The sequence below is a fragment of the Vibrio sp. 10N.261.51.F12 genome, from assembly GCF_041471725.1.
In the GTDB taxonomy this organism is placed as follows: Bacteria; Pseudomonadota; Gammaproteobacteria; order Enterobacterales; family Vibrionaceae; genus Vibrio.
In genome coordinates, this window is record NZ_JBFROV010000034.1 from 1 (window position 1) to 16,727 (window position 16,727).

At 43.2% G+C, this 16,727-nt stretch carries 13 protein-coding genes; 8 read left to right on the forward strand and 5 right to left on the reverse strand.

The genetic code is table 11. The features are described from left to right. Positions 1-358 precede the first annotated feature (358 nt). The 3 genes from AB4405_RS17350 to AB4405_RS17360 all read left to right on the forward strand — a co-directional run bounded on the left by AB4405_RS17350 (position 359) and on the right by AB4405_RS17360 (position 1,788). Entirely contained in the window at positions 359-568 is a 210-nt protein-coding gene (locus AB4405_RS17350) for a cold-shock protein (protein WP_102469409.1), read from the forward strand. A 147-nt stretch (positions 569-715) separates the two neighbouring features. After that, entirely contained in the window at positions 716-1,252 is a 537-nt protein-coding gene (locus AB4405_RS17355; RefSeq protein ID WP_372062040.1) for a YaeQ family protein, read from the forward strand. After that, on the forward strand, positions 1,249-1,788 hold the full coding sequence (locus AB4405_RS17360) for a hypothetical protein (protein WP_372062041.1): 540 nt from the start codon (positions 1,249-1,251) through the stop codon (positions 1,786-1,788). The genes AB4405_RS17355 and AB4405_RS17360 overlap by 4 nt, the downstream gene beginning before the upstream one ends. Before the next feature lie 171 nt (positions 1,789-1,959). On the opposite strand, the gene hmpA is transcribed toward AB4405_RS17360, so the two are convergent. Further along, positions 1,960-3,156 (reverse strand): NO-inducible flavohemoprotein, encoded by a 1,197-nt coding sequence (gene hmpA, locus AB4405_RS17365; protein ID WP_102469412.1) that lies wholly within the window; start codon positions 3,154-3,156, stop codon positions 1,960-1,962. A 349-nt stretch (positions 3,157-3,505) separates the two neighbouring features. Between hmpA and norR the strand changes: the two genes are divergently transcribed. Then, positions 3,506-5,089, forward strand: coding sequence for a nitric oxide reductase transcriptional regulator NorR (gene norR, locus AB4405_RS17370; protein ID WP_372062124.1), 1,584 nt, complete (start codon positions 3,506-3,508; stop codon positions 5,087-5,089). A gap of 90 nt (positions 5,090-5,179) precedes the next feature. Then, positions 5,180-5,539, forward strand: coding sequence for a glutaredoxin domain-containing protein (locus AB4405_RS17375; RefSeq protein ID WP_102469414.1), 360 nt, complete (start codon positions 5,180-5,182; stop codon positions 5,537-5,539). Positions 5,540-5,741: 202 nt separating this feature from the next. Here the strand turns inward: AB4405_RS17375 and AB4405_RS17380 are convergent, their stop codons facing one another. After that, entirely contained in the window at positions 5,742-6,485 is a 744-nt protein-coding gene (locus AB4405_RS17380; RefSeq protein ID WP_102469415.1) for a type 1 glutamine amidotransferase, read from the reverse strand. A 343-nt stretch (positions 6,486-6,828) separates the two neighbouring features. Between AB4405_RS17380 and AB4405_RS17385 the strand changes: the two genes are divergently transcribed. After that, the gene (locus tag AB4405_RS17385; protein ID WP_372062043.1) at positions 6,829-7,956 is read left to right on the forward strand and encodes a JmjC domain-containing protein; all 1,128 of its coding nucleotides are present in this window, start codon (positions 6,829-6,831) and stop codon (positions 7,954-7,956) included. A 217-nt stretch (positions 7,957-8,173) separates the two neighbouring features. Here AB4405_RS17385 and AB4405_RS17390 read toward each other — a convergent pair whose 3' ends face one another. Further along, a complete protein-coding gene (locus AB4405_RS17390) occupies positions 8,174-10,588 on the reverse strand; it encodes a hypothetical protein (protein ID WP_372062045.1) in 2,415 nt (804 codons plus the stop codon). A gap of 1,116 nt (positions 10,589-11,704) precedes the next feature. Here AB4405_RS17390 and AB4405_RS17395 point away from each other — a divergent pair. Further along, positions 11,705-12,199 carry an RNA methyltransferase gene (locus AB4405_RS17395; RefSeq protein WP_102469608.1) on the forward strand — a complete coding sequence of 165 codons (495 nt, stop codon included), beginning with the start codon at positions 11,705-11,707 and terminating at the stop codon, positions 12,197-12,199. 454 nt (positions 12,200-12,653) lie between these two features. After that, positions 12,654-13,457, forward strand: coding sequence for an SDR family NAD(P)-dependent oxidoreductase (locus AB4405_RS17400; protein ID WP_372062047.1), 804 nt, complete (start codon positions 12,654-12,656; stop codon positions 13,455-13,457). Between the two features lie 96 nt (positions 13,458-13,553). Here AB4405_RS17400 and AB4405_RS17405 read toward each other — a convergent pair whose 3' ends face one another. Then, positions 13,554-14,465 (reverse strand): LysR family transcriptional regulator, encoded by a 912-nt coding sequence (locus AB4405_RS17405; protein WP_372062048.1) that lies wholly within the window; start codon positions 14,463-14,465, stop codon positions 13,554-13,556. A 172-nt stretch (positions 14,466-14,637) separates the two neighbouring features. Then, positions 14,638-16,635, reverse strand: a complete 1,998-nt coding sequence (locus AB4405_RS17410) for a methyl-accepting chemotaxis protein (RefSeq protein WP_372062049.1) — start codon at positions 16,633-16,635, stop codon at positions 14,638-14,640. Positions 16,636-16,727 lie beyond the last annotated feature (92 nt).

Consider the following 16,727-nt stretch of genomic DNA (forward strand, 5'->3'; position numbering starts at 1 on the left):
ATTAATTTTAGTTTAAAAATTATTCTTTTATATCAGAAGGTTAAATATTTGTTTCTTATCTGCTACATACTTTCTAATTAGCCAGATTGTCAGAGAAATGAAATGTCATGTAATTGAAATCAAAAAACGAGCTTAAGTTCAAATATTCTACACAAGCTTTACTGAGAATCGTTGACTTAACTTCGCAGTGGCTTATATTAATTTCTAGCTTGAAATGAAGTTACTTTGTTTACAAAAGACATTTACCGAATTTACTCAATTCTTTGTCGTGTTGTACGCAATAGCAATTTACGTTTTCGCGCTATAGCTGCCGAATCGGCAAAACAAAAAAGAAAATATTGAATTTTAGGATTACATTATGTCTAACACAGTAACTGGCACCGTTAAATGGTTTAACGAAACTAAAGGCTTTGGCTTCATTCAACAAGAAAATGGTCCTGACGTGTTCGCTCACTTCAGCAACATCAAAGCAGACGGTTTCCGCACTTTAGCAGAAGGCCAAAAAGTTGAGTTTAAAGTAACTCAAGGTCAAAAAGGCCCTCAAGCTGAAGAGATCATGCCAGTTTAATTACTGTTGATACTCCAGATACTATTAGCCAGCGTAAGCTGGCTATTTTTTTGCCATTTAATCCATTAACTTACCAATTCTGTACCAATTTGCCGTTAAGCTACGTAAGATACCCTGTCTTCTAATTTACTGCGTTGTAACCTACCTATGGCTATCAAACCAACCATCTACAAATTCCGTGTTGCCCTGACTGACATGAATCGTGACTATTATGATTCATTGAATCTAACCGTTGCACTGCATCCATCGGAAACTCATTTAAGAATGATGGCGCGCCTGATGGCATTTTGCTTGAATGCGTCACCTGAGCTCCAGTTCACTAAAGGTCTATCCGATGTTGAAGAGCCTGACATTTGGCAAAAGTCTCTCGATGACCAAACTGAAATGTGGATAGAGATCGGTGAGCCTGACGTCGAAAGAGTGAAGAAAGCCACTCGTTTGTCTAAAGCGACCAAGGTCTACAGCTTCAATACTAAGAGCGATGTATGGTGGAAACAAAACCAAGGTAAGTTTGGCTTTCTCAATGCCAGTGTTTATCGCTTCAATAATGAATCCATTGAAGCACTGACCGGACTTGTCGCTCGTACAATGGATCTCTCTGTCATGATTACGGGGACATCGTTGTTCGTGGACGGTGAAAGTGGCTCTGTAGAAGTACTAGTAGAGGAACTGCAAGAGAAATGAGTACGCTAGAGACGCATCTGCAAACCTTCAACGTTGCACAGATGTCTGTCGTTGCCGATCAAGCTGCGCTTTTTTCTGAGCTTTGCGCTCGGGAAAATGCGCTATTCGAGCGTGCTCAAACCAACAAACCTGACACACCAATACTCGGTCTTCTATTAGGGTTGTTCACCAAGCTCAATGTTGAGTCGATTGCGTCATTGCAAACGTATTCAAGTCAAGTCCTCGCGATGCGAAAAAGCTTTGAAGATGAACTGGGCAAAGATGAAGCACAAGTGTTTAAGCTGCCTGTACTTGAAGAACTCGTGCTGGTGACCCACGTCTGGTTATACATACAAGGCTGCTTGGGCATGGATTACAGCTTAGCCAATGACCACGCAGACCAGACTAGCCAGGTAATTGCAGGGTTTAACGGTAACAATGTCGATGAAACCCGTATCGCATTCACTAAAAGTTACTACCTAGGCTTTCGCTATTTTGAAGCAAACAAACCACCAGCAACCGGATGGAAGCGGTGGTTTGAAAAATGGTTTAACTAAGGCTTGCGCTCGATCATCAAGTAAATTGGCATCAAGTAAGACAGCACCAGATGCCAATCGTCATTATATTTCCGCTCTATCGCTTTAATGAAGCCATCGAACGCATTACTTAATTGACGCGTTGCTTAACTAATTAACGCGTCGCTTAACGAATTTTAACGCGCTGCTTAACTAAAGATAAGCATGAGGTCCAAAGACTTCGTAGTGGATGTTATCACGCGCTACGCCAAGTGCTTCCAGCTGTTTAACGACGCTTTCCATGAACACCACTGGCCCACAAATATAGAAATCGCCATCATCAAGAGGCAGTTGCTCTGCAATGTTGTTGAGATCCATCAGCCCTTCATGGTCGCTGGTATTGTTAAGCGCAAGTGTTGGCTTGTTGTACCATATCTGGCTAGCCCAACCATTGCCTGCCACCAACGTATCCGTCTCGTCTAAGAATGAATGTTGCGCGTGATTTTCACAGGCGTGTAGATAGGTTACGTGCTCTTTTTTTCCTGCTTTAGAGAGCTGCTGCAGTATAGCTTGCATTGGTGTGCACCCTACACCAGCAGAGATCAACACAACAGGTTTTTGCTTTTCTACATAAAAGAAATCGCCTGCCGGTGGCATAAGGTTCACTTTGTCACCAATGCTCACTTCATCGTGTAAATAATGCGAAACTAAACCAAGTTGAGAGGCGCTGCCTTCTTTTTTCACTGAAATACGATAATTTTCACCGTTTGGTGCTTGTGATAATGAGTACTGACGAATCTCTAGATTCTCGCCTTTAGACGGTGTCACCTCGATACCTAAGTATTGACCAGCGTTGTATCCGATAACCGGCTGACCGTCTTCTGGCGTTAACACGAAGCTCGTTACGATGTCTGATTGCTTCACTTTATCAGACACAATAAACGAACGTGCGCCAGCCCAACCACCTACGGCTGCTTCGCTTGCAGAGTACAGTGCCGATTCGCGGTCGATAAATATCTGTGCTAAGAATAGATAAGCGGCCGTCCACGCTTCTTCCACATCTGGAGTAAACGCATCGGGTGCCAATTCTCTCAGTGTTTCGATCAGGTGTAGACCAACAATTTGATAGTGTTCTGCTTTAATATTAAAACTAGTGTGTTTATGAGCGATACGCTCCACCGCGGAACTTAACGCCGCTAAGTTTTCAATGTTTTTCGCATACGCGGCAATGGCTTCAAACAAGGCGACACTTTGACGGCCTGTTTGTTGGTGAGTCATATTGAAAATATCTTTGAGTTCAGGGTTGTGAGAAAACATTCTTTGGTAAAAATGTTGTGTAAGCGCGGGACCCGCAGATTCTAGTAGTGGAATAGTGCTTTTAACGATGTCAATGTGTTGGTTGGTTAGCATATGAGCTCCCTTAAAGGCGATAATGGCTTACTTAAAATGATGAACTTACTTTACATATTGAGTTTTTGACTGTGTCCTCTGAGTGAATCAAAATAGACAATTCAGGCACCAGTACTGTTTATAATTATGTGTGTCACTGTCACCGAACGATGACGGTTATGAGTTGAGAATCATACGTATTTGTCTTTCGGCTATTATAGGTAAAGCACAGACCATGCCAATTCGTCAATTGCTTGCTATATCATGATTCTTAACGCTATTTACTTATTTATTATGTCTAAATGACTACTTCCAAACAAGTCAATTAGACTCTATAATGCGATTTGTACTCTCTTTAGGCGAACGCCCCATGCAAGATTTTTCTCCTTCCAATCTCGTTGAACTAACGATAGGGCTTGCGAGCAGCAGCAATGATCAACAGCGTTTTGATACTTTGCTTAATACCATACGCAAAACTGTCCACTGTGATTCTGTAGCGTTACTCTCACAGCAAGGCAACACATTAGTCCCTTTAGCAATGCAAGGGTTGGCACGCGACACCATGGGCCGACGCTTTGTTATCGCCGAACATCCACGTTTTTCTCAAATTTGTTCGTCACTCTCTCCAGTCATATTCGACGCGGACAGTGACTTGCCCGACCCATTTGATGGGCTTCTTATGGATCATCACGGCGATCTTCCAATGCACTCTTGTATGGGGCTGCCATTAATATTTGGCGACAAAATGCTAGGCGTCTTAACATTGGATAGTTTATCTACCAAAGCTTTTAACGATATTCCACAACGAAGCCTAGAGGTATTATCCGCGATCGCTGCTTCCACATTAAAAATGGCCATGACATTCTCACAGCTCGAATACCAAGCCAAGCAGTCCAAGCAGTTACTCGAAGAGCTAAACGTTGAGTCATGGGAGCGTGATGGTGGGGAGATGATTGGTAATAGCGCACCAATGCAAGCGATGAAATCCGATATCGAGATTGTCGCGCCTTCCGATTTTAATATATTGATCCACGGCGAAACGGGCGTAGGAAAAGAGCTCGTTGCTCGTACCCTGCATCATCAATCCACCCGCAGGCAGAACCCATTAGTGTATGTGAACTGCGCTGCCATCCCAGAAAACCTCATTGAAAGTGAGTTATTTGGTCATATTAAAGGGGCTTTTACGGGAGCTGATCGCAATCGTATGGGCAAATTTGCTTTAGCCGACGGCGGTACACTGTTTCTAGATGAAATCGGCGAGTTGCCTTTAGCCGCGCAAAGTAAATTATTACGAGCATTGCAAAACAATGAAATCCAACCCGTTGGGCGCGATGAAATACAAAAAATCAATGTACGCGTGTTAGCCGCCACCAATCGAGAATTAAAAGAAGAAGTGGAGCAAGGCAAGTTTAGGGCCGATCTATATCATCGATTAACCGTTTACCCCATTTTCGTTCCCCCATTACGTGAACGAAATGGTGATATTGAATTATTGACGGGTTTCTTCCTTGAACAGGCACGTCGAAAACTTGGGATTGCTCAGTTGAAGCTGAGTCCAAACGTGAGTGCTTACCTAAATCGTTACAACTGGCCGGGCAATGTACGCGAGCTCGAGCATGTGATTAATAGGGCAACTCTAAAAGCAAAAGCACGCATGTTTGACAAAAAAGTGATTGCGGTGAGCATCGAAGACTGCGGACAATTTGATGATGAGCCCGCACCAAGGACAATCGCATCCGCGTCAACAGCCCCTTTAAATATTGAGCTCAATCGCGGGCTTCGGGAAGTCACTGAAGAATTTCAACGCAGTATTATCTCCGATGCGTTAATTCAAGCCGATTACAACTGGGCTCAAGCAAGCCGAGTACTAAAAACTGATCGTGCGAACCTCATTCGACTAGCGAAACGCTTAGGTATTACCGTATCGAAAAATCCACAAATCAACCGAGATTAACGTGTTGTAAACGCGGTAAAGAGATGTCTGAGGCGTAAATAAAATGTTAACATCCAGGTCACAATAAAAAATTGCTCAAATAAGGTCGTTATGAAGTTCATTCGTATAATTCTTGGAAAAATCATTCTCGTACTTAATTTCGTATTTAGCCCACGTGGTGTAAAACGCACAGCCGAAGCACAAAATCAGGCCAACGAGAAAGCCAAAACGCTTTCATTATACCAATTTGAGGCTTGCCCTTTTTGCGTGAAAGTGCGCCGTGAGATGAAGCGCCAGTCTGTCAATATTACTCTGAAAGATGCGAAAAATGACGATGTCGCGCGTGAACAACTTTTAGAAGGTGGCGGTCGAGTAAAAGTACCTTGTCTAAAAATTGAAAAAAATGGCCAAGTGGAATGGATGTACGAATCAGGAGATATCGTCAACTACCTGCAAAAAGAATTCGCATAGCTGTAAAGTTATAACGTTATAAAGTTATGCGCTTGGCGTGAGTACAAACACCGTGTAAATCACAACACTGAGTTTGTACTCATCTCTCCCTTATCTCATTTGCTCTATCCACTCGCGTCAGTACTCGCTTATAGTGAGTACTCCGCAATAATCATCACTCCGTTGCAGTCATCATTCCGCTATAGTCATCAGCGATAACTTATTAACTCGTCATTTCATCGATAGGATCGGCCTGACGCTTCTGGCTACCTAACACAAAGAATGCGTCGATCCAGTGCAACACGAGGACAGAGTCTTGCGGCTTATCTATTTGCTTAAAAGCATCTTTATAATGTTGAGGTGTGATTAAGTGCTTTCTATTCTCTAGGAGCTCAGTCGTAAACTCACCGCTGAATTCGGGGTGCCCTTGAACGGTCAATACATGGTTATCTTTTACCAGCATAAAGTTGGGGCAAAACGCATTGCTAGCAACCACTTTCATTCCTTTAGGGACAATGGTTACTTGATCTTGATGACTCACTAGAAGACGAATGGAATCCATAGAAAGGTTCATCCATTTCTTTTGAGCCGTCACATGCACATCATAACTGCCTATGCCCCACCCTTTGGGCGATTTCTCTACGGTACCGCCTAATGCACGAGCAATCACTTGATGCCCGAAACAAATACCCACTAAAGGTTTTCGTCTCGCCTCACAAGCACGAATCCAATCCATTAGATCGAGAATCCAAGGAAGATCATCGTAAGCATTGTGGACGCTCCCCGTCACAATAAAACCGTGAAATTCATCGATACATGGCCGCTCGCCTTGCCGCACGTCAAAGTTCACGAACTCACAGGCACTGTTGACTTCTGATAATGACCGTTTGATCATGTCGGCATACTGTCCATACACCTCAGACAGTGGCAAATTTACTTGTCCGCACGTTAAAATCCCTATCTTCATCAGCCACCCATTCTTGTTTGATTACTCGTTGTTTGATTATTCGTTGTTTAAATACTCACGATGAATCTTATGCTTGTACTTAGACGGTCGGTGTCGTTAGCTGCTGATATCAAAGCTCGCTTAGTAAATCCGGTTACTATTCAACATCTTTACAAACAAATATTCATGCTTACTTTGATTATAGAACTGTTCTATACCAATGCCATTTAACACCCAAAACATTGGTAAGATTTGTTCTTCAGCCGCTCTGTCCAAACAATTTTTTAAATAATGCGACTATTTTGTGACTCTTGCCGAGTTCTTGTTAGAATGCGCGCAGCTATTATTAGAGTAGAACCCAAACATGTATCAATTAACTTTCTCGCTTCAAGAATTTCTTGCCACATACTGGCAAAAAAAACCAACCATCATTAAAGGTGGTTTTGCCAACTTTCAGGATCCAATTTCTCCAGAAGAGCTGGCTGGACTGACCATGGAAGAGGAGGTCGACTCTCGATTTGTCTCTAATCTCAATGATGAATGGCAAGCGGAACATGGTCCATTTGACGATGAGAAGTTTGCTTCACTCGGTGAAAGTAATTGGTCATTCATTGTTCAAGCCGCCAACCATTGGCATGATGACGCCGCGCAACTGGTTAAGCCGTTCAAAGGCATGCCGCAATGGTTGTTCGATGATTTAATGATCAGTTATTCCGTGAAAGACGGCGGAGTGGGTCCTCATATTGATCAATATGATGTCTTTATTATTCAAGGTATGGGCAAACGTCACTGGCGTGTCGGTGCAAAAGATGTCGGTCAATATAAAGAAACTTGTCGCCACGAGGCACTGCGTCAGATTGAATCATTTGATGCTGAGATTGACCAAGTATTAGAGCCAGGCGACATTCTCTACATCCCACCCGGTTTCCCACACGATGGCTACGCACTTGAACCATCAATGAGTTACTCGGTTGGCTTCCGCTCTCCAAAAGAACAAGAACTCGTGAGTAACTTTGCCGATTATGTTTTGGCACACGATTATGGAGACGTACATCTGCATAAGCCTGAACTCACCACTCAAGAGAACCACGGCGCAATCAGTGCATCAGATCTCGAATCACTGACACAAATGTTGAAATCAAAACTTGACGATCCGCTCATTGTAAAAGATTTCATGGCCGCCATGCTCAGCCAATCCCGTCATCATTTAAACATCATTACACCTGATCCTAAATGGACACAAGAAGAGATGGCTCAACACTTAACTAGTGGCGGTGAATTGTTTAAAGTGTCGGGTTTACGTGCCCTGCACCACGAAGACGAACCTACGATGCTTTACGTCAACGGCGAAACCCTAAAGGTTCCAGAAGACCTCGCGCCTTTAGTTAGCGCGCTTTGTCATAGCAGCGTAATTCAGCTTCCTAACCCTTCAACCAGTGCGGTTTCGTTCCTTACTGAACTGGTGAACAAAGGGTATTGGTTTACTGACTAACGTGGCACGTAAATACGCAGGTCGCTGAAAATCATCCAATTTTTCAGTGAATCTGTAGATCTTGAAGGCTCAGTCAAAAAATATTAACTGAGCCTTTTATTAACAGTGATTTGCTTATTTTCGTGTCGCTTTATATTCCATCAGCGTGAATCGCGATGAATATTAGTGCAGTCTAAAGAGCCATCATCAAACCACTCTAAGTTATAGACTATTGCAATTACTTCAAGACCAATGATATATCGCTGATTCGCACTGTTGAACTGCTACCGGAAGAGGTTTCAAACACCAACCCTATCCACTGTAGTTTTGTTGACGTTGGTAAGGTAGCGTCTATCTGATACCAGCCATTATCAAGTAGTGTGCCATCTGTTGTAATCGAGTAAATTGGTTCATGCGTTTCTCCTGCTCCCTCAAAGCTCTGCATGCTGACTTTGACGGAATCGAAACCATCGGATTTAACCTGAAAACGAATATGAGAATAGTTTGACGTATCTACTGCATCGGCGATATCTTCGTTGCCCCAAGCAATAGCCCCTACATCAGCCCCCCAAACATTTCCACTAACCAACTCAATGACTTTATCATAGCTGCTATCCGTCTCTAAAACCTCAAATGTAGCACCGGAACCCCAGGTGTCACCCCAATATAAAAAGGAGAACGGACTCAGCTCGCTTGCAGAGAAGATATAGTCGAGCTCATCACCGACCACAGGTTTTTCCTCTGTAACAAATGGTGGTGGTAATATATCCGCTACTAGTGCTTCCAAGTTGCCACCATAGCTGGCAGTAAACGCACAATCACGAGTGAGGCCAAGCTCATTAAGTGTATCAACTTTATCCCAAGCCAAATATTTGATATTGCAATCTATGTCAATAAGACCAAAATGCTGCTCTGAATGACCATCATTACTTGCGTCTCCTTTCCATGGTTCGTCGAATGCTTGGAAGAAGAATAAAGATACCCCTTCGTCCTGAGAAAAATCACGCATATCATCATGGAATAACTTCTGCTTATATTCATCGGCTGCCTGCGTTCCACCTTCACCATAGAGGTCAGTTGAAACTGTTGACCAACCCGTCTCTCCAATGTGTATGGGTTTGCTAGGATCTACTGCATGTACAAACTGTTGAGCGGCTGCATATTGCTCTAGAGAATGAACAAAAGCTTTATCCATTGACGTTGAAATCTGTTCTTCTTTGGTTAGGTCCTGGTCTGATTCTGGAACTTTCCATTCTTCGCTGAATGTTGGATGATAGTGGGTATCATGATGGGCGTAAGTGTGCAATGACACATAATCAACAGCCTGAATTAGTGCTTTTAAGTCTTGTTGTTCGTTGAGGTTACCATTTGCGTCTTGTCCCGCCCAAACGGCCCAGTTGTCAGAGGTGGTCACCCAAATATCTTTAGTATCATCACTTTCTAACTTCCAACTTTGTAACTCATTTACGTGGTTTAGAATAATGGAAGGGTGTACTTTATAAGCTTCCGCCCAATCCACCATGGCCTCGTTGCCTACCGCAATCACTTTAACAATGTCTGGATATTCAAGCGCCAGTTCTTTCGCTTTAGTTAGTTCTAATACGTTATCTGGTGAATCGGTTCCCGAGTCCATGGTCGCTCCATCGACTCCTGAGTTAAAGGCGCTAATCCATACACCTAACATTACGTACATTTCAAAGTCAGGATCTTCTGTTTTAAGCTGATGAATGGCGGCAAGTAAATTCTCTGTATTGCTTTCATCGTCAAGACCTATAAACCCCTGAGTATTATAAGTTCGAATCATCTTAATACCCATGGCATTAAGAACTTTCATGTCCTCCATTTGGTCAGCAATACTCGGCACAGTCTCGCCAGACATGCGCTCTTTAGTTCGCCAAGCACCGTATGATATCGCCTGATAGTTAGGGTTACCTAAAAGCGGTTCACCAGAATCTGACACTGGAAAGCTTTCTGGTTGTGGCTGCTCAAGTAAACCTTTACCCTCGTGACGAACATTGTCCCAGTAGAAGACCTTCCCACTACCCTGGTTATTGAAGTCAAAAAAGATACTCTTCTTATTGTAAATGAACTCTGGATTTAACTCCCCATCATTGAGGTTTGTGAAGTCAAATGTCAACATCTCCCACTGATTTGCCTGAGTCGTATTAACTAGCACTTGAGCAAATTCAGCACTATTAGCACTATTGTTCACATTTTCTACTTTAAGCAGGACTGGAATACCCGCTTCTGGTGAATACACCCAAATTGTGATTTGGCTTAGCTCTTCGCTCAAATCCAGAGCCTTGGTATCAGAGAGCGTCGTTCCCGCCCATACTTCAGCGCCGGCTGGTTTAGTCGTCTTAAGAACAGTACCCATTGGTCTCGAAGATAATGGCGCTGCCCCGCTCGCAAAAGCTGCTATGTCTGGGTTAATGGCTGTTTCTTCTGTCAACGTCCCCCCAAAATCCACAGGTGCAGTAAGATCTAATTTATAATCAGGAGTAACCGACACCACTATTTGATCACCCTCATTGTCACCAGATGTTTGAACGCCCTCACTCAGGCTGTCGCTACCACAGCCAAACAAAGCAAGCGTAACAGCAGACAATAATGCTGCGTTAGCTAGGCGAAAACTTCCATTCGTTACTCTCATTCAATATATCCTTATTTTTGTTTGCAACCGGTATGAAGTCGACCAGACTCACACTCATCAATGTAAGCGCTTTCTTTTTGGTTTGACTGCTATTATTAAAAACTCACTTTAATATAGACAACACGCGAGAAGGAAGTTAGCCTTCAATCCTTTGTATACTAATAAACACCATTTATTTTTCCCTGTATATAGCTTAATAAAGCATCGCATGAAAAATCTGATGAGCATCTCTTAATCGAAAGCGCTTTCTTATGATAATGAGATCCTTGTCACTAACCTTTATGACTGCCAAGCTGTGTCAAGTAGTCATTAGTTACGTAAGAGCACAATCAAATACCTGCGATAACATGTCGGTCATCTTTTGCTAAATTCGAAACCGACGTGTACACGATACGTATTAAGCCATTGTAAAACAGGAATTAACCTCACCACCACCTTTGAGTCAATGAAATTTTATATAATCAGACATTTAACCAATGTACCCGTTCATCTAGAACCTATGCTTTCTGGAATGACTATTATTGCATACTGTCTTTTTCTGGGGTCATTTAATTAGTCAATATCTAAAAAATGTCCAACAAATCAAGCAATAAATCTAGGTTTTTGGGGCTGACATTCAACGTATTATGCAAGGTAACTTATAATTACCTACTAATAAAAAACTTGATCACCTTAAGTTTACACTGACTGAAGCATCATCATAAATTCATTGTGGCGGGATAGCTTTCTAACTATTAAAACCAGTTAATTCATCGTAATGTAATGAATATTATATTGATTTTAATGTTGGTAGTGCATGGGTTTTCTAATTATCATTTCACAACCATCACCTTTTTATTCTAACAACACCAAAGAAAACGCTTTCTTATAAGGGTTATGATTTCTAGCCTCTTAGGGCTAGTTACAACGGATAAAGAATGAGAATGTGCACCTGAAATGGAGCCCAATGTTTAGCTATAAAAAAGAACTAACGCCATTGTCTACAAACGCTCGTCTTTATCTACCTAACATTACTTGTTACTTCGTATTATTTTCCAATCTACCCTTACCAATCATCAATTTCTCGGTATACTCCTGAGCCTAACTGTTTAGAGGAATCCGTTTGTGGCAAATGAAATGTCTGTTGTTATTGGTCTAGTGAACCCAAAGAGCCCTACCAACGTAGGGGCGGTTATGCGCGCGGCTGGTTGTTATCAAGCATCGGAAGTTCGTTATAATGGTGAACGATTTGCTCGTGCTGCTAAATTTCAAACCGACACGAAAAATGTTCACCAAACGATTCCTCTTGTGGCTGCACAAGATCTTATTGGTAACTTAGCGCCTAATAGCGAGATTGTATGTGTTGAATTGGCGGAAGGTGCTACCCCGCTTCCTGAGTTTATTCACCCAGAAAATGCTATGTATGTCTTCGGGCCAGAAGATGGCTCAATACCACAAGAGATTGTCGATAAAGCGAGTCATGTGGTCTATGTGCCCACTATCGGTTGCATGAATCTTGCCGCTACGGTAAATGTCTTGCTTTATGATCGATTGGCCAAATCGACTCAAGCTATTGATCATGCTGAGCGAATTAAGAGCAGTCGCGATAAGAATAATCGCCTGAAGGCGTAATCAAGCCCAGGTCTTTTTTCTGACGCAAAGTTAGGGCAAAGGCCTGCTATTCAATGCAAGTATCAACGCCAATCATCCATCGCTCTAATTACTTGGTTTACCCATACATTTCGGTTGCCATAATTTAAATTGTCGGTTGCACCCGTTTAACGCTAAATAAATCGGTTTCAAATCTCACGCTGTGACGAACTAAAAGAAGTGAGCTTTGTTATGTCCTAACAACGAAAGCCGCTCATTATCAATAGAAACTAAAAACTGATTCGCTCTTTACCAATATTATTTTTTCAATCAATGGTGTTAGGCTTAACTATGTCGGCCGGAAGCGTCATCACCGTCGTATTACTGACTACACTAAATAGTAGTCCGTGAATAATAGATTACGGATTACGGATTAATTATAAGGGATGTAGACTTTTCCAAGATGAACCCGTTTTTTCAATAAGAGAGCTCTAACATGCAAAAATCTATTCTAGTAACAGGCGCGACCGATGGTATCGGTTTGGAAACCGTTAAGATGCTTGTTACAAAGGGGCATCATGTCATCGTCCATGGCCGCAGTGCAGACAAAGTACAGCACGTAAAGGAACAACTCATCGCACTCGATTCTTCAGCGCGTGTCGATACCATCGTTGCAGATTTATCGGTAATGTCGTCCATCGACACGATGGTTACAGAGGTATCGAACAGATTTTCTTCCCTTGATGTTCTAATCAATAATGCGGGGGTATTCAACACGGTATCAACCATTACCGCTAACAATCTTGATGTACGCTTTGCAGTGAACACTCTCGCCCCTTATATACTGACATCAAAATTGATACCATTAATGGCACCATCAGGACGTATCGTCAATCTGTCTTCAGCTGCCCAATCCACCGTCAACCTTGACGCACTTGCTGGCAACAAGTCGCTATCACATGGCGAAGCGTATGCGCAAAGCAAGCTCGCACTAACAATGTGGTCACGTGTATTAGGACTGCGTAATAAGGTGCAAGGGCCAATGATTGTATCCGTTAACCCAAAATCGCTACTGGGGAGTAAAATGGTACAAGATGCCTATGGGATTGCTGGCAGTGATTTAAGCGTCGGTGCAGATATCTTAGTGCGAGCATCACTTTCTGAAGAATTCGCTCAAGCACACGGTCAATATTATGATAATGACATCGAAGCCTTCGCACCGCCACATCGTGATGCGCTTGACGATACGAAGGCCCAAGAGGTGATAGACGCACTTGATATCTTTTGGGCAGGTCGCTAACGTCTCGTGAACCGAATTGACTAATTAACTAATTAACTAATTAAACTTCAGGTATCACGTGGCAATCATGATCACGTATATACGATCTAATCAGCCCTATTGGTTTCCTTGTTGTAGCACATCCCAATAGGGCGGTTGCCCAAAGTAGTCGGCAAAGTAATCAATAAATGCGCGAACTTTTGGCGCGATAAGTCGCGAGCTTGGGTAAACAGCCCAAAGTGCCGTTTCTTGCACGAGAGGCGAATCTTGTAAAATTTCAACCAGTTGACCGCTTGCTAATCCCTGATACGCACTCCACGTTGAGTTTATTGAGATCCCTAACCCGTCGATTGTTGCTTCACGTATCGCATCACCATTATCTGTACGTATGCACCCACGTGTCTTTACCGTGACCATCCCACTCGATGTACTAAAATTCCACGAGTCTAATCCTGCAAGGTTAATGCATCGGTGCTTCACTAAATCTTGGGGCGTTTGTGGTTCTCCGTATTGCTCAAGATAGTCTGGTGAGGCACAGACGATCCGGTGATCAGGCGCAAGCTTTCGCGCCACCAGCGTTGAGTTTTTCAACTCGGCGTTACGGATAGCAATGTCAAATCCCCCTTCTACCAAATCAATCATGGTATCGGAGAAACGAAGGTCCATCGTCAAATCGGGATACTGCTGCAAAAAACCTTTCAAGGCGGGGATAAGGTGCATACGCCCAAACGACGCGGGGGCAGTAATTCGTAATGTCCCTGACGGTGAGGTATGACCTGCGCCGACAGAACCACGAGCCGCCTCAACACTCGCAAGCACTTCTTCAGCATGGGGTAAAAACGATTCGCCCTCTTCTGTAAGGGATACTTTGCGCGTTGTGCGATGAACCAAGCGTACACCTAAACTCTGCTCTAGTTTACTGATATGCGCACTTGCCACTGCAGGCGATAAGCCCAGCTCCTGGCCGGCCAAACTAATATTATGAGTAGAGGCAATGCGAACCAGTAGTTTCAAATGTTCAATATTCATGGCGATTTTCAACAAGATCTTAAAAGTAATATTAAAATCTATCTAATTATCAGGATAATCGCCAGTAAAGCAGAAAAACAACCGTCAATTGACGATTTCAGTATGACCAAAAAACTAGGCGCTCATTCATGAGCGCCTAGTTTTCATTCAAATATAAAGCGTGGTCGAACTACTAGCATTTAAATTGGGCAACCTGCTCATTGAGCTGTTTGACCCGTGCTGTTACATCATCGGTCACAGTGTTAGCATCGCGTGATTGTTGAGCCACCACTTTCAGTGATTCATTGATTTCATTGACCAAGATAGATATTGACTGTGTAGCTGAAGCTTGCTGCTCAGCGGTGGTCGCAAGTGCGCTCATCTGATCATTGACGTTTTCAACTTGCTCACCTGTCGACTTAATTCTTTGAGCAGCGTTATTAGTATGCTCAACCGCTTGATTTGCGATGTGAGTACCAATGCAGATCTGCTCCGCTACTTTCCCTGTTGACGACTGTATCGCTTGAATGATGCCATTAATCTCACCGGTTGATTCCGTCGTCCTACTCGCCAGAAGTCGAACCTCATCGGCGACGACAGCAAAACCACGCCCTTGCTCTCCGGCTCTTGCGGCCTCAATCGCGGCATTTAACGCCAGAAGATTGGTCTGCTCGGCCAACCCTTCAATCACCTCGGTTACTTTACCGATCGCTTGACTCTCTTGGCTCAAGGTTTCAACCAATCGTTGTGTTTTCTCTATGGCTTCAGATAACGAAATCATACTGTCTTGATTAGCCCTTAGTGCGACCTCACCATTTTTAAGCTCGGCCTTGGAGTTAAATAAGGTCGTTGATGAATCTTGGACTTGTTGCGCAGTTTGCTCTGCGCCAACGGCGACTTCTGACAATGAATGCCCAATCTCATCTACGTGCTGTGATTGACGCTCCATACGTTGCAAACCGTCCTGACTCGATTGTATCAACTGTGTCATTCTTTCTTGCACTGATGTGGCATTGTCAGTCACGCCGCCGACAAGATTCGCCAAGGACAGGTTCATTGTGTTTACCGAGCGAGTCAACTCTGACAATTCATCACTCCCTCTAATGACCAGAGCTGGATTTGACACATCCCCTGCCGCGATTTGTTGTGCTCGACCGGCGATGGTTCGAATACGCGCCCCTATATGTTGTCCCATCACACTAGAGACAACCAATGCAGATAACAGCGCGATACCACAACTCGCCATCAGGATAACCACAACGGTCGCAATGCTAGTTGCAATGTTTCGTTCCGTATTGGACGCATTAGTTTGTTGTTCAGACACAATGGTATCTAAGCGAGTTTGCATGTTATCGACAGTAGGAATTAATGAGGCGGTCATCAAATAACTCGCTTGGTCCCAATCAGAAGATTGACGAATTTTGATCACCTGGTCTGCAAGTGGAAAATAGAGAGCTTTCATCTCATTAAACAACGACCACAAACTTTGGTCACTCGCACTAAGCAACGCTGTTTTGCTCGCGATTTCTTTCACAACCTGTTTATGGTATTTCATCAAATCATTGTACTTTTCAAGATAGTCTTGCTGTCCATACTGCAAGTAATCACGCAATGCTGCTAACGCATTAGCAAGCGAGGTATATCCGTCAGCATACAGCTTAAACAAGCGTTTTCGCTCGCCACCCTCAGATCGACCCGCTTCATCGTTAATCAAACCTTGCAACTGATCGAGGGCAACTTCGGCAATCGGAGCGGCTTCGTTCATGAACATAGAGTGAGCAGGAAGGTTGTCGTCACTGTGGCTCAACGTTAGAATTTCTTGAGCCGTACTTTTTATCTCACTCCAAGACTCATCGAGCCCGTTATAATGCGGAACTGAAATTAATGACTCTAAACTGATCAGTTGAATATCGGTCGTATCAAAGGCATTTAATACGAGTTGCTGGCCACTTTCACGTTCTGCTTCAGAACTATTTAGTAGCATGTAACCTCGTAATAGAGACACCGTAGCCTGAAGAGATTGTCCAACTTGACGGCTCGCATCAACCGTTGGGAGATCATACTGCAACAAAGAGCGAGTTTGGTCTTGTACCTGCGTAATACTTCGATAAACAAATAACGAAGAGACGATAAACAGTACACCAAGCGCTAGAAAACTCATCCTGAGCTTACCCGATATCGAAAGCGTCATTCTTAAATCCTTTTATAAATCCTTTAACCTCAGTCACTATATCGGCAAGCGTAACAAAATCTACATAATTTATTGTAATTTATGTTAATTAC